The sequence below is a fragment of the Streptococcus cristatus ATCC 51100 genome, assembly GCF_011612585.1.
Lineage (GTDB): Bacteria > Bacillota > Bacilli > Lactobacillales > Streptococcaceae > Streptococcus > Streptococcus cristatus_H.
Window position 1 is genome coordinate 538,894 of sequence record NZ_CP050133.1, and the last position, 19,826, is coordinate 558,719.

General features: G+C 43.1%; 16 protein-coding genes, 9 tRNA genes and 2 rRNA genes. 24 read left to right on the top strand and 3 right to left on the bottom strand.

The window, feature by feature from the left end:
• The first annotated feature begins 96 nt into the window (after window positions 1–96).
• From HBA50_RS02745 to ldcB, 14 genes are all read left to right on the top strand, one after another.
• Window positions 97–2,994, top strand: a 23S ribosomal RNA gene (locus HBA50_RS02745).
• Between the two features lie 100 nt (window positions 2,995–3,094).
• Window positions 3,095–3,210, top strand: a 5S ribosomal RNA gene (rrf, locus tag HBA50_RS02750).
• A 29-nt stretch (window positions 3,211–3,239) separates the two neighbouring features.
• A tRNA-Val gene (locus tag HBA50_RS02755) sits at window positions 3,240–3,312 on the top strand.
• Between the two features lie 4 nt (window positions 3,313–3,316).
• Window positions 3,317–3,389, top strand: a tRNA-Asp gene (locus tag HBA50_RS02760).
• 30 nt (window positions 3,390–3,419) lie between these two features.
• Window positions 3,420–3,492 (top strand) — tRNA-Lys (locus HBA50_RS02765).
• A gap of 5 nt (window positions 3,493–3,497) precedes the next feature.
• Window positions 3,498–3,579 (top strand) — tRNA-Leu (locus HBA50_RS02770).
• 15 nt (window positions 3,580–3,594) lie between these two features.
• Window positions 3,595–3,667: transfer RNA gene (locus HBA50_RS02775), tRNA-Thr, on the top strand.
• 18 nt (window positions 3,668–3,685) lie between these two features.
• Window positions 3,686–3,757: transfer RNA gene (locus HBA50_RS02780), tRNA-Gly, on the top strand.
• A gap of 5 nt (window positions 3,758–3,762) precedes the next feature.
• Window positions 3,763–3,848 (top strand) — tRNA-Leu (locus HBA50_RS02785).
• An 18-nt stretch (window positions 3,849–3,866) separates the two neighbouring features.
• Window positions 3,867–3,940 (top strand) — tRNA-Arg (locus tag HBA50_RS02790).
• A gap of 48 nt (window positions 3,941–3,988) precedes the next feature.
• Window positions 3,989–4,062, top strand: a tRNA-Pro gene (locus HBA50_RS02795).
• A 273-nt stretch (window positions 4,063–4,335) separates the two neighbouring features.
• On the top strand, window positions 4,336–5,466 hold the full coding sequence (locus tag HBA50_RS02800; protein WP_045500986.1) for a DUF6574 domain-containing protein: 1,131 nt from the start codon (window positions 4,336–4,338) through the stop codon (window positions 5,464–5,466).
• An 18-nt stretch (window positions 5,467–5,484) separates the two neighbouring features.
• A complete protein-coding gene (locus HBA50_RS02805; RefSeq protein ID WP_045500988.1) occupies window positions 5,485–7,209 on the top strand; it encodes a TcaA second domain-containing protein in 1,725 nt (574 codons plus the stop codon).
• 9 nt (window positions 7,210–7,218) lie between these two features.
• Window positions 7,219–8,001, top strand: coding sequence for an LD-carboxypeptidase LdcB/DacB (gene ldcB / locus HBA50_RS02810; protein ID WP_045500990.1), 783 nt, complete (start codon window positions 7,219–7,221; stop codon window positions 7,999–8,001).
• 195 nt (window positions 8,002–8,196) lie between these two features.
• Here the strand turns inward: ldcB and HBA50_RS02815 are convergent, their stop codons facing one another.
• Window positions 8,197–8,991, bottom strand: coding sequence for a peptidylprolyl isomerase (locus tag HBA50_RS02815; RefSeq protein WP_045500992.1), 795 nt, complete (start codon window positions 8,989–8,991; stop codon window positions 8,197–8,199).
• A 55-nt stretch (window positions 8,992–9,046) separates the two neighbouring features.
• Window positions 9,047–9,466, bottom strand: coding sequence for an NUDIX hydrolase (locus HBA50_RS02820; protein ID WP_045500994.1), 420 nt, complete (start codon window positions 9,464–9,466; stop codon window positions 9,047–9,049).
• 566 nt (window positions 9,467–10,032) lie between these two features.
• Here HBA50_RS02820 and HBA50_RS02825 point away from each other — a divergent pair.
• The 3 genes from HBA50_RS02825 to gloA2 all read left to right on the top strand — a co-directional run bounded on the left by HBA50_RS02825 (window position 10,033) and on the right by gloA2 (window position 13,082).
• A complete protein-coding gene (locus HBA50_RS02825; protein WP_045500996.1) occupies window positions 10,033–10,215 on the top strand; it encodes a PspC domain-containing protein in 183 nt (60 codons plus the stop codon).
• A 71-nt stretch (window positions 10,216–10,286) separates the two neighbouring features.
• On the top strand, window positions 10,287–12,590 hold the full coding sequence (locus HBA50_RS02830; RefSeq protein ID WP_045500997.1) for a DNA translocase FtsK: 2,304 nt from the start codon (window positions 10,287–10,289) through the stop codon (window positions 12,588–12,590).
• Window positions 12,591–12,695: 105 nt separating this feature from the next.
• On the top strand, window positions 12,696–13,082 hold the full coding sequence (gloA2, locus tag HBA50_RS02835; protein ID WP_045501000.1) for an SMU1112c/YaeR family gloxylase I-like metalloprotein: 387 nt from the start codon (window positions 12,696–12,698) through the stop codon (window positions 13,080–13,082).
• Window positions 13,083–13,184: 102 nt separating this feature from the next.
• Here the strand turns inward: gloA2 and HBA50_RS02840 are convergent, their stop codons facing one another.
• The gene (locus HBA50_RS02840; protein ID WP_005589256.1) at window positions 13,185–13,532 is read right to left on the bottom strand and encodes a DUF3397 family protein; all 348 of its coding nucleotides are present in this window, start codon (window positions 13,530–13,532) and stop codon (window positions 13,185–13,187) included.
• Window positions 13,533–13,681: 149 nt separating this feature from the next.
• On the opposite strand from HBA50_RS02840, the gene rplK reads away from it, so the two are divergent.
• The 7 genes from rplK to HBA50_RS02875 all read left to right on the top strand — a co-directional run bounded on the left by rplK (window position 13,682) and on the right by HBA50_RS02875 (window position 19,814).
• A complete protein-coding gene (gene rplK, locus HBA50_RS02845) occupies window positions 13,682–14,107 on the top strand; it encodes a 50S ribosomal protein L11 (RefSeq protein ID WP_001085808.1) in 426 nt (141 codons plus the stop codon).
• A 97-nt stretch (window positions 14,108–14,204) separates the two neighbouring features.
• Window positions 14,205–14,894, top strand: coding sequence for a 50S ribosomal protein L1 (gene rplA, locus HBA50_RS02850; RefSeq protein ID WP_045501006.1), 690 nt, complete (start codon window positions 14,205–14,207; stop codon window positions 14,892–14,894).
• A gap of 129 nt (window positions 14,895–15,023) precedes the next feature.
• Window positions 15,024–16,475: an APC family permease gene (locus HBA50_RS02855; RefSeq protein WP_045501008.1), complete on the top strand. Its 1,452-nt coding sequence runs from the start codon at window positions 15,024–15,026 to the stop codon at window positions 16,473–16,475.
• Between the two features lie 312 nt (window positions 16,476–16,787).
• Window positions 16,788–17,723, top strand: a complete 936-nt coding sequence (locus HBA50_RS02860) for a manganese-dependent inorganic pyrophosphatase (RefSeq protein ID WP_045501010.1) — start codon at window positions 16,788–16,790, stop codon at window positions 17,721–17,723.
• An 86-nt stretch (window positions 17,724–17,809) separates the two neighbouring features.
• Window positions 17,810–18,322 (top strand): YiiX/YebB-like N1pC/P60 family cysteine hydrolase, encoded by a 513-nt coding sequence (locus HBA50_RS02865; protein WP_045501012.1) that lies wholly within the window; start codon window positions 17,810–17,812, stop codon window positions 18,320–18,322.
• A complete protein-coding gene (locus HBA50_RS02870) occupies window positions 18,315–18,968 on the top strand; it encodes a DUF1803 domain-containing protein (protein ID WP_045501014.1) in 654 nt (217 codons plus the stop codon). Before HBA50_RS02865 ends, HBA50_RS02870 begins: the two co-directional genes overlap by 8 nt.
• A gap of 96 nt (window positions 18,969–19,064) precedes the next feature.
• Window positions 19,065–19,814 carry a CPBP family intramembrane glutamic endopeptidase gene (locus HBA50_RS02875; RefSeq protein ID WP_045501016.1) on the top strand — a complete coding sequence of 250 codons (750 nt, stop codon included), beginning with the start codon at window positions 19,065–19,067 and terminating at the stop codon, window positions 19,812–19,814.
• The last annotated feature ends 12 nt before the right edge of the window (window positions 19,815–19,826 follow it).

The window sequence follows — 19,826 nt, forward strand, 5'->3', positions numbered from 1 at the left end:
CCATTGAAAATTGAATAACTATATCAAATAGTAACAAGAAAATAAACCGAAACGCTGTGAATATTAATGAGTTTAAGACTGAAAGGTCAAAAATAAGGTTAAGTTAGTAAGGGCGCACGGTGGATGCCTTGGCACTAGGAGCCGAAGAAGGACGTGACAAACGACGAAATGCCTCGGGGAGCTGTAAGTAAGCGCAGATCCGGGGATGTCCGAATGGGGGAACCCAACAGGTACTACCTGTTACCCATCTCTGTTAAGGAGATGAGGAGGAAGACGCAGTGAACTGAAACATCTAAGTAGCTGCAGGAAGAGAAAGCAAAAGCGATTGCCTTAGTAGCGGCGAGCGAAACGGCAGGAGGGCAAACCGAAGAGTTTACTCTTCGGGGTTGTAGGACTGCAATGTGGACTCAGATTTTATAGAAGAATGACATGGGAAGGTCAGCCAAAGAGAGTAAGAGCCTCGTATTTTAAATAGAATCTGTACCTAGCAGAATCCTGAGTACGGCGGGACACGCGAAATCCCGTCGGAATCTGGGAGGACCATCTCCCAACCCTAAATACTCCCTAGTGACCGATAGTGAACCAGTACCGTGAGGGAAAGGTGAAAAGTACCCCGGAAGGGGAGTGAAATAGAACCTGAAACCGTGTGCCTACAACAAGTTCGAGCCCGTTAATGGGTGAGAGCGTGCCTTTTGTAGAATGAACCGGCGAGTTACGTTATGATGCGAGGTTAAGTTGAAGAGACGGAGCCGTAGGGAAACCGAGTCTGAATAGGGCGAATTAGTATCATGATGTAGACCCGAAACCATGTGACCTACCCATGAGCAGGTTGAAGGTGCGGTAAAACGCACTGGAGGACCGAACCAGGGCACGTTGAAAAGTGCTTGGATGACTTGTGGGTAGCGGAGAAATTCCAAACGAACTTGGAGATAGCTGGTTCTCTCCGAAATAGCTTTAGGGCTAGCGTCGACATAAAGATTCTTGGAGGTAGAGCACTGTTTGGGTGAGGGGTCCATCCCGGATTACCAATCTCAGATAAACTCCGAATGCCAATGAATTATGGTCGGCAGTCAGACTGCGAGTGCTAAGATCCGTAGTCGAAAGGGAAACAGCCCAGACCACCAGCTAAGGTCCCAAAATAATTGTTAAGTGGAAAAGGATGTGGGGTTGCACAGACAACTAGGATGTTAGCTTAGAAGCAGCTATTCATTCAAAGAGTGCGTAATAGCTCACTAGTCGAGTGACCCTGCGCCGAAAATGTACCGGGGCTAAAACAATTTACCGAAGCTGTGGATACCTTTATAGGTATGGTAGGAGAGCGTTCTATGTGTGGCGAAGGTGTACCGTGAGGAGCGCTGGAACGCATAGAAGTGAGAATGCCGGTATGAGTAGCGAAAGATGGGTGAGAATCCCATCCACCGTAAGACTAAGGTTTCCAGGGGAAGGCTCGTCCGCCCTGGGTTAGTCGGGACCTAAGGAGAGACCGAAAGGTGTATCCGATGGACAACAGGTTGATATTCCTGTACTAGAGTATGAAGTGATGGAGGGACGCAGTAGGCTAACTCGTGCGTACGAATGGATGTACGTCTAAGCAGTGAGGCGTGGTATGAGTCAAATGCTTATACCTGTAACGTTGAGCTGTGATGGGGAGCGAAGTTTAGTAGCGAGTGAGTGATGTCACACTGCCAAGAAAAGCTTCTAGCGTTGTATCATACTCTACCCGTACCGCAAACCGACACAGGTAGTCGAGGCGAGTAGCCTCAGGTGAGCGAGAGAACTCTCGTTAAGGAACTCGGCAAAATGACCCCGTAACTTCGGGAGAAGGGGTGCTGACTTTGGTCAGCCGCAGTGAATAGGCCCAAGCAACTGTTTATCAAAAACACAGCTCTCTGCTAAATCGTAAGATGATGTATAGGGGGTGACGCCTGCCCGGTGCTGGAAGGTTAAGAGGAGTGCTTAGCGGTAACGCGAAGGTATGAATTGAAGCCCCAGTAAACGGCGGCCGTAACTATAACGGTCCTAAGGTAGCGAAATTCCTTGTCGGGTAAGTTCCGACCCGCACGAAAGGCGTAATGATTTGGGCACTGTCTCAACGAGAGACTCGGTGAAATTTTAGTACCTGTGAAGATGCAGGTTACCCGCGACAGGACGGAAAGACCCCATGGAGCTTTACTGCAGTTTGATATTGAGTGTCTGTGCCACATGTACAGGATAGGTAGGAGCCTATGAGATCGGGACGCCAGTTTCGATGGAGGCGTTGTTGGGATACTACCCTTGTGTTATGGCCACTCTAACCCGGATAGGTGATCCCTATCGGAGACAGTGTCTGACGGGCAGTTTGACTGGGGCGGTCGCCTCCTAAAAGGTAACGGAGGCGCCCAAAGGTTCCCTCAGACTGGTTGGAAATCAGTCGCAGAGTGTAAAGGTATAAGGGAGCTTGACTGCGAGAGCTACAACTCGAGCAGGGACGAAAGTCGGGCTTAGTGATCCGGTGGTTCCGCATGGAAGGGCCATCGCTCAACGGATAAAAGCTACCCTGGGGATAACAGGCTTATCTCCCCCAAGAGTTCACATCGACGGGGAGGTTTGGCACCTCGATGTCGGCTCGTCGCATCCTGGGGCTGTAGTCGGTCCCAAGGGTTGGGCTGTTCGCCCATTAAAGCGGCACGCGAGCTGGGTTCAGAACGTCGTGAGACAGTTCGGTCCCTATCCGTCGCGGGCGTAGGAAATTTGAGAGGATCTGCTCCTAGTACGAGAGGACCAGAGTGGACTTACCGCTGGTGTACCAGTTGTCTCGCCAGAGGCATCGCTGGGTAGCTATGTAGGGAAGGGATAAACGCTGAAAGCATCTAAGTGTGAAACCCACCTCAAGATGAGATTTCCCATAACGCAAGTTAGTAAGAGCCCTGAGAGAAGATCAGGTAGATAGGTTAGGAGTGGAAGTGTGGCGACACATGTAGCGGACTAATACTAATAGCTCGAGGACTTATCCAATTTTCATTGAGCGCAGCTTTTGGCAAGTATTGTGAGCTTTGAGTAGTTATTCAATTTTGAGTTGACAAGGCAATAAGATATTGCAAGTTAATTCAGCAAGTTAAGTGACGATAGCCTAGGAGATACACCTGTACCCATGCCGAACACAGAAGTTAAGCCCTAGAACGCCGGAAGTAGTTGGGGGTTGCCCCCTGTGAGATATGGTAGTCGCTTAGCAGGATAGGAAGTCGGAGTACTTCCTTTTTGGGAGTTTAGCTCAGCTGGGAGAGCATCTGCCTTACAAGCAGAGGGTCAGCGGTTCGATCCCGTTAACTCCCATATAGGTCCCGTAGTGTAGCGGTTATCACGTCGCCCTGTCACGGCGAAGATCGCGGGTTCGATTCCCGTCGGGACCGTTGGAATTGTTAGACAGTTTCAAGAAGAAAGACTCGTTAGCTCAGTTGGTAGAGCATTTGACTTTTAATCAAAGGGTCACTGGTTCGAGCCCAGTACGGGTCATAAGCGCGGGTTTGGCGGAATTGGCAGACGCACCAGATTTAGGATCTGGCGCTTTAGGGCGTGGGGGTTCAAGTCCCTTAACCCGCATAGAAATATAAATGAGCCGGCTTAGCTCAGTTGGTAGAGCATCTGATTTGTAATCAGAGGGTCGCGTGTTCAAGTCATGTAGCCGGCATTTTTTTTGGATAGAGATGCGAACGTAGTTCAGTGGTAGAACACCACCTTGCCAAGGTGGGGGTCGCGGGTTCGAATCCCGTCGTTCGCTTTGAGGCCGGGGTGGCGGAACTGGCAGACGCACAGGACTTAAAATCCTGCGATTGGTAACGATCGTACCGGTTCGATTCCGGTCCTCGGCATAGCGGATATGCGACAGGGCACCCTTAGCTCAACTGGATAGAGTACCTGACTACGAATCAGGCGGTTAGAGGTTCGACTCCTCTAGGGTGCATGAATGGAAACGAGGTCATATGACTCCGTTTTACTTATGACTTATGATCGGGAAGTAGCTCAGCTTGGTAGAGTACTTGGTTTGGGACCAAGGTGTCGCAGGTTCGAATCCTGTCTTCCCGATATGCTAATTCATAAAAGACAACGGCTATATGCTGTTGTTTTTTATTTTATGGGTTCTGGTTTTTTGCTTTTCCATAATGTCTCTATAATTTATAAGTTTTCGTAAATTAGATAGTATCCATATAGGATGTGGTCTTTTTACTTTTTGATTAAAGTATTTGGCTTACTTCATATTTTTTGCTATTTATGCGTGCCTATTGCCTTGATTGAATTTTTACCTGATTTTTTGTATACTAATATGAGGATAATCATTTATTGATGGGAGACTTTTATATGTTAAAGCAAGATTGGCTCGAATATTTTGAAGCTGTGAATGGTCGTTCAGCAACGGATACAGAAATTTCTCAAGCTTTGCTGGCTGGTGAATTTGTGGAACCTGAGGTGACAAGTACGAACCAAGTTGGAAGTGAAACTGGCTCAATCATATCAGACTCTGTTCCAGCACAAGGAGGAGCTTCAAACGGTGAATATTATGTTCAGCCGCAAAATAGTTTTAAGGAACAGAATGGGCAGGCATCGTCCACTCAGCCAACTGGGCAGCAATATCAAGAGCTTCCTCAGCAACAGCTTAACCAAAATCAATTTGCTAATCAAATACAATCATTTGCCCAGCAGAGCCATCCTTATCAACAGCCAAATGGTGGGCAACCTAACCAGTTTGTTGGACAGCCTCAATCTTCTGGTCCGCAAAGCTTTAACCAGCAAGTCTATCAAAACAATCAGCAAAGTCAGTTCAATGGGCAGAATTTTCAGCACGGGTCACAGGCATATTACAGTCAGCAACAGCCGGCGCAACCAAGTGAATTTTCTAAAACAATGAAAGGTTTCTGGGCTTGGCTTGTTTCTGCTTGGAAGTCGCCAACTTCAGAAGTTGAAAGTAATAAATTAAATGGCTATCTTTCCCTAGGATTGACTGTTTTCTTTGCAGCTATTGTGGTGAATTATAATTTTTATAATATTATTTCTTCGGTGAGTTTTGGCTTTTACAGTGGTCCGACTTTTGATTTTAGACTTTTCTTGGTCTCACTGATAGCGGCAGCCCTCGTTCTTTTCTCCATTATTTTAGGAGGCTTTGCTGTAAAACGCATGGTCTATAAGGATGGAAGCTTTAGCTTTAATAAGGCATTTGACTGGTATGGCAGACTCTATGCGATTGTCTTACCTTTTGTGGCTCTTTCTGCTTTATTTAGCTTACTTGGGATTATGTCTGTATCCCTCTTCCTAGCATGGATTGGCTTAGTGTTAATTGGGGTCGGTGCAACCTTTGCTTTGATTTATTCAAAATCTAGCACGTCAATGGATCCTTTTTATAAATATTTACTGGCAATTATTGTCAATAGTGTGATTACATTTATCTTTACTTTCATCGCTTTCTCATTACTGATGAGTCTTATGATGATGTAAAGTTCTGGGAGGTGATTTATGGCAACGAAAGAAAAATGGGTTGAGCTTTTTGAGCAAGTCATTGGTAGAAAGCCAACCGCAGATGAGTTTTTAGAAGGAAAACGTTCTGACTTTGATCCCAAGAAGATTATTTCTATTGCGGCTCCTGCAGGACAAAGTAACGATAGGCTAGCTGAAGAGAAGCAAAGCTCGGTGACTCAGGAACAAAATTTGGGGCAAGAGGAGCCAGCTGTAGAGTTTCTCAAAGAAGAATTTGTTGAGGCTTCTCCTAAAGAAGAAAAGAAAGAGATTTCAGAATCGGATCAATACCAAGAGCAACGGGAAAATTGGCTACAAGCTTTCGAGACGAATATTGGTAGAAAGCCGACTAAAGAGGAATTTTTAGAAGCACGAAATCAAGGTTTTCTTAATCTACCTATTCGCTCTGAATTACTGGATTCGGAATTACCACAGAAAGCAATAAAAAAAGCAGAAAAAAGAATGTCGAAGAAGAAGGCCGTGATGATTGCTTTTCCTCTTATTCTACTTTTTGTTTTGTTGGCAGCCTTTCTTTATTTGAGCTCAGTGACAGGTGTTAAAGTTGTTACGGATGATTTTGCAAAAGCGGTTACTAAAAAAGATTATGATGGAATCGCAGACCTTCTCTCTACGAATTCAGATAAGTGGACACGTGCAGATGCGAGGGCTTTAGTCGAGCACTTAGAGAGTCAAGAAATCAATATTGAGACCGAGCTGGACAACATTGCTAAGTCAAAGGGAAAATCAGCCTATATTGATGACAATCAGAATAAACTTTTAGGTGTAACTGAAAAAAGCAAAAAATTTGGGATTTTTCAGGAATATCAAATAGTGGCCTATCCAGTAGAGGTGAAGGTTAACACGAACTTAGACAATGCGAGCATCAAAGCAGGAGATAAGAAAAGCCTTCCTTTGAGTAATAATGCTGAGACGAATATTGGCAAATATCATTTTATCAAGCAGGAATTTACCCTGAAAGGGAAGACGGAAGTCGGAGAGATTGAGAGTAAGATCCAGCTTGATTTAGCAACTGCTAAGAATAATGAAATTAAATTGGATCTTAAGTCTGAAAAGAAACGATTGAAGGTTACTATGCCAGCAGAAGCTTCAAATGCAACAGACCTTAAAATTGTTGTAAATGGCAAGGAAATTGGTAGTAGCTTAGAAACAGATATTCAAGTTGTACCACATCAAGAACTGGAAGTTTATGCTAAGTTTGTTGTTGCTGATAACACTTTTGTAACCAACAAGGAAAGTATTGTTGTCAAGGGAGACACGCTTGATGTTGCTTTATCTTTACCTAAAGAAGTGACAGATAAGATCAAAGAAAAGGACGAAGAAGCTAAAAAGGTAGAAGCTAACAAGGCAAAAATCACTAATTTCCTTAGCGAATATCGCACGGCTGTTTTCAGATCGGTCTCTAATCGTTCTAATTATTATGCTCAATATTATGACACTTCTAGTCCATCATACAAAGAGATGGTTGAGTGGACTACAGGTGGTGGTGTCAAGAAGGCGAAAATTGATTATTACGATCCAGGAGCTTTGGATATCCGTGAAGTGAGAGAGGAGAACGGCTCTTATATTGTGACGACTTATGAGGACTATACAGTTCACTATATTGATAGTACTCCAAATAGTGTCAATCGAAAAAATAAAACTTACTATTTGAAGCCGACTGGAAATTCCTTTGCAATCTACAATATTGAAGTTTCAGAAAGTTAGTGGAATACAATGAAATATAATAAAGTTATTTTTCTAGCAATGGCAGTCTTGCTTTTAAGTGCTTGCTCAGCAGCCAAAGACAAGACTGAAAGTAGTACAAACAAGCAGGCAAGTAGCTCAAAGGTATCTGTTGAAAAAAAAGAGGCTGAAAAAGACCGGTCATCTAGCCAAGATACAAGGAGTGAATCGGATAGTGCGGAGTCTAAGAAGGAGCAAAAGCAGGACGTAACTGTTGATAAAAATGTTTCTTACAACGGAAGCTACTATAGCGTTCAAGGGAAATATGACGAAATAGTCATCGCCAATAAACACTATCCATTATCAGCTGATTACAATCCAGGTGAGGATCCGACTGCTAAAGCAGAACTACTTAAGTTAATCGCAGATATGCAGTCCAAAGGTTATCCTATCAGCAACCAATATAGCGGTTTTCGTAGCTATCAAACTCAGGTCGGCCTTTATCAAAGTTATGTGAATCGAGATGGACTAGCTGCGGCTGATCGCTATTCGGCAAGACCAGGCTACAGCGAGCACCAAACTGGTTTAGCATTTGATCTGATTGATAGTAGCGGCAATCTGGTTGAAGAAGCTGGAGCTAGTCAGTGGCTCTTGGACAATGCCTATAAATATGGTTTTGTAGTACGCTATCCTGTTGGCAAGGAGGGGTCTACTGGCTATGTGCCTGAAAGTTGGCATTTACGCTATGTAGGAAAAGAGGCCAAGGAAATTTCCGAATCTGGTCTCACACTGGAAGAGTATTATCATTTTACAGGTGGTAATTATGTCCAGTAAAATCTAAGTGCAGACTCAGCGTCTACCTTATTCTCAAAAGTTAGAAGCTACATATCTCACTTTAAAAGTGGAGTTGAGCTGCTGTATGATTAGAAAAATACATAGTAAAACCAGTCCTCTTTTGGGGACTGGTTTTTTGTTTTGTTGACACTAAGACCTAACTCATAAGATGAGAGAACTCGAGTTGACTTTTTCCTATTCTTTTATAATTTCAATCTTTTCGATTTTAATATCTGTTTTGGGTTTATCTTTATCGCCAGTTTCTGTGGCAGCGATTTTGTCTACTACGTCCATTCCTTCAATAACTTGACCAAAGACGGTATAGCCGCCGTCAAGGCTTGGATTTCCGCCGTTTTTGTAAGCTTCAATGATTTTAGCTGGGAAGGTGTCGGTCGGTAATTGTTTGGATAAGTCTTTCTTGCTTTGGTTGATGAAAAATTGACTGCCGTTGGTGTCTTTTCCAGCATTAGCCATGGCTAGTGCACCGCGCAAGTTGTAGAGGTAAGGAGAATATTCATTTTTGAAGCCATTTCCTGAGTCAATAGACTCATTCTTGCCTTTCCAAATGGATTCGCCACCCGTGCCATCTCCTTTAGGATCGCCGGTCTGAATCATGAAATCATTGATAACGCGGTGGAAAATCACACCGTCATAATAGCCTTCCTTTGCATGTGTCAGAAAATTTTCGACAGCTAAAGGAGCGTATTTAGGAAACAGCTTGAGGCGAATGTCTCCTTGTGTTGTGATAATCTTGACTTCAGCCTCATCTTCGGCAACTTCTGTAGATAATTGTGGGAAGTTGGCATTTTCATTGGTCATGGCATCCTTGTACTGTTCACGGAGTTTTTGAGCTTCAGCTGCCTCAGAACTGGTATCGGTAGCAGAAGACTGCTTAGGAGCATTGGAGGACTTGGTAGTAGAATCTTCTTTAGTGGAGCAGCCTGTCAGAGCAAGTGCAGATAAAAGACTAAAAAGAATGATTTTTTTCATAAATAACCTTTCTATGCATAAGTTTATGAACTATTGCTATTTTACTATAAGTGCTTTAGTTTTTCAAACTTTCCTGCGTCAGTAATTCCAAGAGCAGGGATTTGAGGCTTTCTGGACGCAGATTGTGGTTGTAAAGTTCTTGCAAGCTGATCCATTCGGGCTGGTAAATGTTTTGGAGACTACTGCGCTGGGCTTCCTCGCCCTGCATGAGGGGAGTCTCAGCCGTACTTAGACTGGTGTAGAAATAATACTCCTCTTTTCCCTGATTGTTAAAGGAAAAAGCTGTGTGCAGCTGGTCAGCAGAAAAGCTAAGATTGACTTCTTCTTTCATTTCCCGTAAGACGGCTTCTAAAGGTCCTTCTCCAAGTTCGATAGTCCCACCGGGAATCACGAAATACTCTTGTCCATTCTTCCAGCGGTGAATCAGCAAAATCTTGTCCAAGAAAGGATTGTAGACAATCACACCTGCTCGCATACTATTCTCCTTTCCGATATTTTCTTCTAAATAGTCTAGCAAAAATAGCTAAAGATTACCAATCTGAGCTATAGAAACACTTTCTTGAAATTTCTGCTTACGAGAAAAAATATTTAAGATAGATTGAATGTGATACATCAGAAATGGAGCGCTTATACCTAGAATTTTAAAGAAGTTATATTGTTCATCTGGTTTTATAGCGGCCTTTCTAATAAATGTTCTTTTAGTAGGCCCCTTGGTCAAAGAACTGGCCGTTCGTTTTTTGAAAGATCATCATAAGCGCTGGCAAAATATTAGGGTGTGTCCTTGTCAATGGAACTTTATTTGGGAACTTGGGAAACAAATTTTGTAATGGCTGTTTCCCTTAACTTTTTCTTGGTTGGTCCGTTCTCGCGTTTTATACTAGGCCGTATCCAAAAACCTTTCCTTGGTTAAGACAAGTCGAAGATTTTGAGGACGATAGTGAAGTTCCGACAATTATTTTAGGGAAAATTATGGTAGAATAAGACAAGAATCATTCGTTTAATCTAACAAAAATTTGTAATGTAGTTGAAGGGAGTTTAATTATGGCAAGACGTTTAACAAGAAGTGCTGACGATAAAATCATTGCGGGAGTTTGCTCCGGCCTAGCTCGGTATTTTAATATAGATCCGGTCATCATCCGTGTCATCTGGGGAGTCTCCTTTTTCCCTTATGGAATTGGACTTCTTCCCTACCTCATTTTCTGGTTGATTTTGCCAGAGGAATAAAGCGGAAACTAGTTGCAAAAGGCAGCTAGTTTTCTCTTTAGTAGATCTTAAAATATGGTATAATGAAAGTTATGGCAAATAAGAAAAATACAAGAAACGGTCGGACTACGAGACGGCCGACAAAAGCGGAATTAGAAAGACAGAAAGCGATTCGACGGATGATAGTCACCTTTGTTTTGGCTATCGCTTTGTTGTTTGCTGCTTTGAAGCTGGGCGCTTTTGGAGTCACCATTTATAATTTAATTCGGGTTCTGGTAGGGAGTCTGGCTTATGTGGCGATTCTAGCTGCCTTGTTTTATCTCTTTTTCTTTAAGTGGCTGCACAAACATGAGGGGAAGATCTCGGGCTTTATCAGCTTTTTCTTAGGACTAAGCTTAATTTTTCAAGCCTATTTTGTTCATGTTTTGCATTTGAAAGGTCAGGTTTTATCCACGACGCTTACGCGAGTCCTGACAGATTTGATGGCCTTTAAAGTGACCTCATTTGCTGGTGGGGGGCTGATTGGGGCGGCTCTTTATGCTCCGATTTCTTTTCTTTTTTCAAATATCGGCTCCTATTTCATTGGTCTGCTCCTGATTTTGTTGGGGGCTCTGCTCATGAGTCCATGGTCGCTTTATGATCTTGCTGAGAAATTTAGCTTGGCTTTCCAAAACTGGAGAGAAAAAGAGGAAGAAAAACGTCAGCTTCGTTTTCTTGAGCAGGAGGAGAAAGCTGCACAGGCAGCTATGCAAGCCATTGAGGTAGAGCAGGCAGAGACTGAAGTGGATCCTGAAACGGGGGAGATTTTAGATGGTGAGGATTTGTCCTATTCGCCAATAGACTTTGATGAGGCGGAATATGCTGAATCGGGAGAGTATGATCCTCATGAGCAACTAGGCTTTGGCCGAGAAGAGGAAATAGAAGAAGCAGAGGCGGACACAGATGTAGAAGTGGATTTTACAGCTAAAGAAAATCTAGACTATAAACTACCGACTATCAATCTCTTTGCGCCTGACAAGCCTAAAAATCAGTCCAAGGAAAAGAGGATTGTCCGAGAGAATATCAAGATTTTGGAAGAAACATTTGCTAGCTTTGGGATTAAGGTTACTGTCGAGCGAGCTGAAATCGGACCTTCTGTCACCAAGTACGAGGTTAAGCCAGCTGTCGGTGTTCGTGTCAATCGGATTTCCAATTTGGCTGATGATTTGGCTCTTGCCCTAGCTGCTAAGGATGTGCGGATCGAGGCACCCATTCCTGGGAAATCCCTGGTCGGGATTGAGGTACCTAACTCTGAAATCGCGACTGTGACTTTCCGAGAACTTTGGGAACAGTCGAAGACAGATGCCAGCAAGCTCCTAGAAATCCCACTTGGGAAGGCTGTCAACGGCTCTGTCCGTTCCTTTGACTTGGCTAAGATGCCTCACCTCTTGGTGGCTGGCTCTACTGGATCTGGTAAATCTGTGGCCGTCAACGGTATTATCGCCAGCATTCTCATGAAAGCCAGGCCCGATGAAGTCAAGTTTATGATGGTGGATCCTAAGATGGTGGAGCTGTCTGTTTATAATGACATTCCCCACTTGCTTATCCCCGTTGTGACCAATCCTCGCAAGGCCAGCCGCGCTCTGCAGAAGGTTGTAGACGAAATGGAAAATCGCTATGAACTCTTCTCCAAGGTCGGTGCCCGTAATATCGCTGGCTACAATGCTAAAGTAGCTGAGTACAATGCTCAGTCAGAGTATAAGCAAGTGCCCCTGCCTTTAATCGTCGTCATCGTGGACGAGCTGGCAGACCTTATGATGGTGGCTAGCAAGGAAGTGGAAGACGCCATTATCCGTCTGGGACAGAAAGCGCGTGCGGCTGGGATTCACATGATTCTAGCTACCCAGCGGCCATCTGTGGATGTTATCTCTGGTCTGATTAAGGCCAATGTGCCGTCTCGTATTGCCTTTGCTGTGTCCAGCGGGACAGATAGTCGGACCATTCTAGACGAAAATGGAGCAGAAAAGCTTTTGGGACGTGGCGATATGCTCTTTAAGCCGATTGATGAAAACCACCCAGTTCGTCTGCAGGGCTCCTTTATCTCAGATGAAGATGTGGAGCGTATCGTAGCTTTTGTCAAGAATCAAGCTGAAGCTGATTATGACGATAGTTTTGATCCAGGCGAAGTATCTGAAAGTGATTTGGATACTGGCGGGGGCGATGATGAAGGCGATCCTCTCTTTGAGGAAGCCAAGGCCTTGGTTATCGAGACTCAGAAAGCCAGCGCCTCTATGATCCAGCGGCGACTCTCGGTCGGCTTTAATCGGGCTACTCGTCTCATGGAAGAGCTGGAAGCAGCAGGTGTTATCGGTCCAGCCGAAGGAACGAAGCCGAGAAAAGTGTTGCAGACAAGTTAAACATTTTCCCGAGCAGTTGGTTAACAAGAATAATATCCTGAAAATACAAATCTGCCAGCAGTTAGCCGGCAGATTTTCTCTACTGAAGAATGAAAGGAAAAAGTTATGAAACTAGATAGCATTCACCATATTGCGATTATTGGCCATGATTATGACAAGACTAAGGATTTTTATGTGGAAAAGCTGGGCTTTGACATGCTGGATGAGCACCATCGACCCGACAAGCAGGACATTCTCTTTAATGTCCGCAAAGGAAATCTGACGCTGGAAATTTTCATCAAGGAAGAAGCTCCCAAGCGGCCAGCCTTGCCAGCTCCAGAACATACTGGGTTGCGGCATCTGGCTTTCCGAGTGACAGATGTCGAAGAAATGCTAGCGGAATTTGACCGATTGGAGATTCCCCATACCGATCTGCGCTATGACGACTTTGACGGCCGTAAGATGGCTTTCTTCTTTGATCCAGATGGCTTGCCTCTAGAGATTCATGAATAAAACTAGGAGAATCGGAGGGGCTTTGTTTCTCAACAGAAGAATAATTCATAAGATTTGCATATGAAAACCCATCGGCTTTGCCCGATGGGGTGTGTTTTACATTTATAAAAAGAGAGCGATGACCATGGCTAGGTACATAAAGAAGGTTAAGATAAAACCAGCCCGCCAGAAGAATTTAAAGAACTTGGGATAGTAGAAAGTCCGTTTTTTCCTAAGAAAATAAGCTGTGATGGCGATAGCTAGGCCAGACAATACTAATAATAGGTGGGGTAAAAGACTATGGTAGAAGGCCTTGTCTGAAATGATATACAACTCTATAGCAAAAAAAGGGAAAGCCAAATCTGCAAAATTCAAGCCAAATTTTCTTAGCCTGAAGACCTTCACCGCGATAATCGATAAGATAAGTGTTAAAAAGATAAATAATACAGAAGCAATTTTTAATAATACCATGTAACTATTTTACCATAAAAACGAGAAAATATAAGAATTTTTCTTGCATTTTGAAAAGATTAGTGTATAATAGAAAAGTATGCAAAAAGCATACTTGTGGGAGGTAAAAATCTCTAATTACCGCCAAAACCACAAAGGAGGATTTAAAAATGGCTAAAAAAGTCGAAAAACTTGTAAAATTGCAAATCCCTGCTGGTAAAGCTACTCCAGCTCCACCGGTTGGACCTGCTCTTGGTCAAGCTGGTATCAACATCATGGGATTCACAAAAGAGTTCAACGCTCGTACAGCTGACCAAGCTGGTATGATCATTCCAGTTGTTATCTCAGTATACGAAGACAAATCATTTACTTTCGTTACAAAGACACCACCAGCTGCTGTTCTTTTGAAAAAAGCTGCAGGTGTTGAAAAAGGATCAGGTACACCTAACAAAACGAAAGTTGCTACAGTTACTCGTGCACAAGTACAAGAAATTGCAGAAACTAAGATGCCAGATTTGAACGCAGCAAACATTGAGTCTGCAATGCGTATGATCGAAGGTACTGCTCGTTCTATGGGATTCACTGTTGTTGACTAATCAATAACACCCCCAATATAACCCGCAAGACTTCATCATTTCGAGGAGTGACGTGGGAGATGAAAATCGATTGAACCACTTACAAGGAGAATAGAAAATGGCTAAAAAAAGCAAACAACTTCGTGCTGCTCTTGAGAAAATCGACAGCACAAAAGCATACAGTGTAGAAGAAGCTGTAGCACTTGCAAAAGAAACTAACTTTGCAAAATTTGACGCAACTGTAGAAGTTGCTTACAACTTGAACATCGACGTTAAAAAAGCTGACCAACAAATCCGTGGCGCAATGGTATTGCCAAACGGTACTGGTAAAACTTCACGCGTTCTTGTTTTCGCACGTGGTGCAAAAGCTGAAGAAGCAAAAGCTGCAGGTGCAGACTTCGTTGGTGAAGATGACCTCGTTGCGAAAATTAACGACGGTTGGTTGGACTTTGATGTAGTTATCGCTACACCTGACATGATGGCTCTTGTTGGACGTCTTGGACGTGTCCTTGGACCACGTAACTTGATGCCAAACCCTAAAACTGGTACTGTAACGATGGATGTTGCTAAAGCAGTTGAAGAGTCTAAAGGTGGTAAGATCACTTACCGTGCTGACCGTGCAGGTAACGTTCAAGCAATCATCGGTAAAGTATCATTTGAAGCTGAAAAATTGGTTGAAAACTTCAAAGCTTTCAATGAAACAATTCAAAAAGCAAAACCAGCTACAGCTAAAGGAACTTACGTAACAAACTTGTCTATCACAACAACTCAAGGTCCTGGTATCAAAGTTGATGTAAACTCACTTTAAGAATATGAATTGAACTACCTGCGGGTAGTTCTTTTTTTGGACAAAATGTGGTGAAGACGGTTACAAAATCTTTAAAACATGTTATAATATTACGGATCTATTTATTTTATATTCAAAGGAGATGATATGATGAAAAAAGATCAGAACCAGCTGACTTGGCTGATGGTTTCCCTGATTGCCTTTAACATGGTTTGGGGGCTGGGAAACGTAGTCAATAACTACTCCCAACAGGGGATTTCGGTTGTTGTTTCTTGGATTCTTATCCTAGCCATTTACTTTATTCCTTATGCTTTGATTGTAGGGCAGTTGGGATCGACCTTCAAGGAAAGTGGCGGCGGTGTTAGTGCATGGGTTGAAAAGACTTCTACCAAGCGCTTGGCTTATTTTGCAGCTTGGACTTACTGGGTCGTACATATCCCCTATTTGGCTCAAAAGCCGCAGGGAGTTTTGATTCCTTTAGGTTGGGCTATCCAAGGCAATGGCGATTTTTTGAGCAGCTTGGATTTCCATTGGATTGTTATTCTTAGCTTGCTGATTTTCGGTGCCTTCCTCTACTTGTCCACCAAGGGGCTGTCCACACTTAAAGTGATTGGGGGCTTGGCTGGAAGTGCCATGCTGATTATGTCCTTCCTCTTTGTTCTCTTAGCGGTTGGTGCGCCTTTTATCAAGCCGGACATGCAATTTGCGACGGCTAATATGGACAAGCTAAGCACTTATATTCCTAATTTTGATTTTTCATATTTTACGACTATTTCGCTCTTGGTCTTTGCAGTCGGTGGGGCTGAGAAAATCTCGCCTTACGTTAATCAGACTCGCAATCCAGCTAAGGAATTTCCAAAAGGAATGATTATCATGGCCATCATGGTTGGTGCCTCTGCGATTTTAGGTTCTCTGGCTATGGGTATGCTTTTTGATGGCAGCAATATTCCTGAAGATTTGATGCGCAATGGTGCCTACCAAGCCTTCCAAATGCTGGGTAACTACTGGGGTGTGGGCAATGTGCTAGTCGTTATCTATGCCCTGACCAATATGGTCGGACAGATTGCAGCCTTGGCCTTCTCTATTGATGCTCCTCTACAAATCTTGCTCAATAATGCTGATGAGGAATTTGTTCCAAGCTGGCTACGTAAGCGGACATCAAAAGGTGTGCTGATTAACGGTTACATCTTGACAGGGATTTTGGTCAGCTTCTTGATTGTCCTACCAATCTTTGGAATCAAGGAAATTGATGGTCTGGTTAAATGGATGACCAATCTTAACTCAATCGTTATGCCCATGCGTTATCTCTGGGTATTTGTGGCTTACATGCTGCTCAATAAAGCTTGGAAAAAGTACAAGGATGCAGAGTACAAGTTTACCAAAAATCCAAAAGTTGGCTTTGCTATTGGAGCTTGGTGCTTCCTCTTCACAGCCTTTGCCTGCATTTTAGGTATGGTTCCTAAGGTAGACTACGCAGCGGATCCAGCAGGTTGGCGCTTCTCTCTGATGACAAATATCTTGACGCCGATTATCTTGATTAGTTTGGGAGTCATCTTGCCTATTTTGGCTAAGCGTGAGAAAAGACAGTCGCTTAAGCAATAGTGACAATTGCCACTATCCTTAAATTGATAAAGTTTTCAGTCCTATCTTATGATAGGGCTGATTTTTATAAAAATTTCTTGTTCTTTTACAGGAAATAAACATGATAAGGCAAGCCTTTCTTCTGGAGGACATTCATCGAAGATGATATTTGTATCGAAGGTTAAGATTGGCTGATTATTTTGAAGGTTTAGCTTTGCCTTCTATTGCAAAGCTGCAATTTTTCTCAAGAAAATGTCCTTCTGCTTTTGAGAAATGCCCATAATTGTGGTAAAATAAGTGGAATAAATATTATTAAAAACGAAGAGGTTCATCATGTCTAAAATTTTAGTTTTCGGTCATCAAAATCCTGATTCAGATGCAATCGGGTCTTCTTATGCTTTTGCTTACCTAGCGCGTGAAGCTTACGGTTTGGATATAGAAGTAGTTGCACTTGGAACGCCAAATGAAGAAACAGCTTTTGTCTTAGATTATTTTGGAGTAGAAGCGCCGCGTGTGATCACATCTGCTAAGGCAGAAGGGGCTGAGCAAGTCATTTTGACTGACCACAATGAATTCCAACAATCTGTTTCAGATATTGCTGAAGTGGAAGTTTATGGCGTTGTGGATCACCACCGTGTAGCCAACTTTGAGACTGCAAGCCCACTTTACATGCGCTTAGAGCCGGTGGGATCTGCTTCTTCTATCGTTTACCGTATGTTCAAGGAGCACGGTGTAGCTGTTCCAAAAGAAATCGCAGGTCTTATGTTGTCAGGTTTGATTTCTGATACTCTTCTTTTGAAATCACCAACAACTCATCCATCTGACAAAGCTATTGCACCAGAATTGGCTGAATTGGCGGGTGTTAACTTAGAAGAATACGGTCTTGCTATGCTTAAGGCTGGTACAAACTTAGCTAGCAAGTCTGCGGAAGAATTGATCGACATTGATGCCAAAACTTTTGAACTCAACGGAAACAAGGTCCGTGTAGCGCAAGTCAACACTGTTGATATTGCTGAAGTTTTGGAACGCCAAGCAGAAATCGAGGCAGCAATGCAAGCGGCTATTGCAGCAAATGGCTATTCTGACTTTGTTTTGATGATTACAGACATCGTTAACTCAAACTCAGAAATCCTTGCAATTGGCGCAAACATGGACAAGGTAGAAGCAGCTTTCAACTTCAAACTTGAAAATAACCATGCCTTCTTGGCTGGTGCCGTTTCACGTAAGAAACAAGTGGTACCTCAGTTGACTGAAAGCTTTAACGCTTAATTTCCTGAGTGGTAGCTCAAAATAGGAAACACTGGTTTTCCACACATGTAAAGGAGTTTCGGCTCCTTTTTTGATAGACGAGAGAAATGAAGATTCAAGATTTACAAAATGGTGACCTGCTGTTCACAGTCGGCCAATCCGAGATGGCAGCAGCGATTCGGACAGCAACGGGCTCCTATAGCCATGTGGGTATCTTTTTTGATGGTGAGATTTACCATGCAACGCAGGAAAAGGGAGTGGCCCATCAACCCTTGAGCCAGTTTTTGGAAGAAGAGGACATCTATCATGTCTTTGCTTATCCAGAGATAGATGCCTCTGCTGCCTTCAAAGAAGCCAAATCCCATCTGGGAAAGTCCTATAATGCTAGTTTCTATCCTGAGAGCGAGGGCTTTTACTGCTCGGAATATATTGCTCAGATTTTGCCAATTTTTGAGACCATTCCCATGCAGTTTGCTGATGGTAAAAATGTGGTTTCTGCGTTTTGGCAGGCTTATTATGAGGAATTGGGCTTAGCAGTGCCTGTAGGACATCCTGGAACCAATCCCAGTCAGTTGGCTCAGTCAGCCAAGCTCATTTTTAAAGGAGAGCTCCATGATTAAAATTCTCAATCCGACTCGGCTGACACGACAGCCCTTATTTGAAAAACTAATCAATTATCTAGATCAGCAGGATAATGTGATTTTAAGAGAAATCAAACGTGAGTTTGCGGGCTTTCCCAATCTAGATCGCTTCATGGAGGAATGTATCAAGGAGGGCTATATTCGGCGGGAGAATAAGCGCTATTATCAGCAAGTCCCGCTTTTGGAGAAACTAGAAAATCTATCTTTGAATCAGGAAATCTTTATTCGAGATGATAGTCCGATCTATCAAGAATTGTTGAATTTGAGCTTTGAGACTCAGCTTGCTAATCAGACTAATGCGGCTATTCTGCTGGAAAAGACCGATTTTCAGAGAGATAAACTGACCTTGTCCAATTATTTTTATAAAATGCAGCGACAGTATCCGCTGTCTGAGGAGCAGAAGCCCCTTTATGCTATCTTGGGAGATGTGAATCCAGAGTATGCCCTCAAGTATATGACGACTTTCCTCCTCAAGTATGTCCGTAAGGATGAGCTCCTGCAGAAGCGCCGAGACATTTTTGTCGATAGTCTGGTGATTCTAGGTTACATTCGTCAGAATGAGACTGGCAAGTATGAGTTGAAGGCTAGCTTTGACAAGGAATGCCTAGTGTTCCAATTGGACTGATAGTTTTTAGAATGAGGGAAAAATTAGACAGCCCCACCTGTCATTTTGCCATGTTCTGTGCTATAGTAGTATATAGAATTTGGGAAAGGAATTAGAATGACAATGTTGAAAAAAATCTATCCCGAGCAACCACTAGAGAACCTTAGGTGGTTCGATATGTTGATTTTAGCAATTATTATGTTTGGTCAATTTATTTACTCCTCAACAATAAATTGGCTGACGATGTCCAGCTCTGTAGGACAAGCAATCGTGCCCAGACCAGAGGATGAAAATTTTGCCTTGCTGAGCAATTTGAAATTGCAAGTTTTCCTGCTGGTGTTGGCACTTGTCTATCTAGGCACCCGTCATTATGATTTCAAACAGCTGAAACTACGCTTGTCTTGGTCTATTCTTTGGGCGCCCTTGATTTTTGCGGTTGTCGGTCTGACTTCTGATGTGATAGCAGCTTTAGTCGGTTCCTATAATTATTTTGACTTAGAAATCTTGCAGCATATCGACTGGACCTTTGTCGAAGTTTTTCGCAAACTAGCTGCACTGGGACCTGTCGTCATTCTTTATTCCCTCTTCAATGGTGTTTATGAGGAATTCTTTTTCTTAGGCTTGCTAACATCAGTAAAAGAAGAGAGCAAATGGTGGGTTTTAGGCTTTTCAACGCTGGTTCGCTTTTCTGTCCATACCTATCAGGGGCTAGTCTCTGCTTTTCTGATTGGCGTGGTCTTCGGTCTATTCTATTATTTCTTTTATAAATACAAGGTTAAAAACTTGTTGCCTTTCTTTTTGGCACACGCCTTTGCTGATATGGTAGGCAGCAGCTTGCTCTACGTCTTAGTGATGTGGAATGGATAATAAAAAGGACTC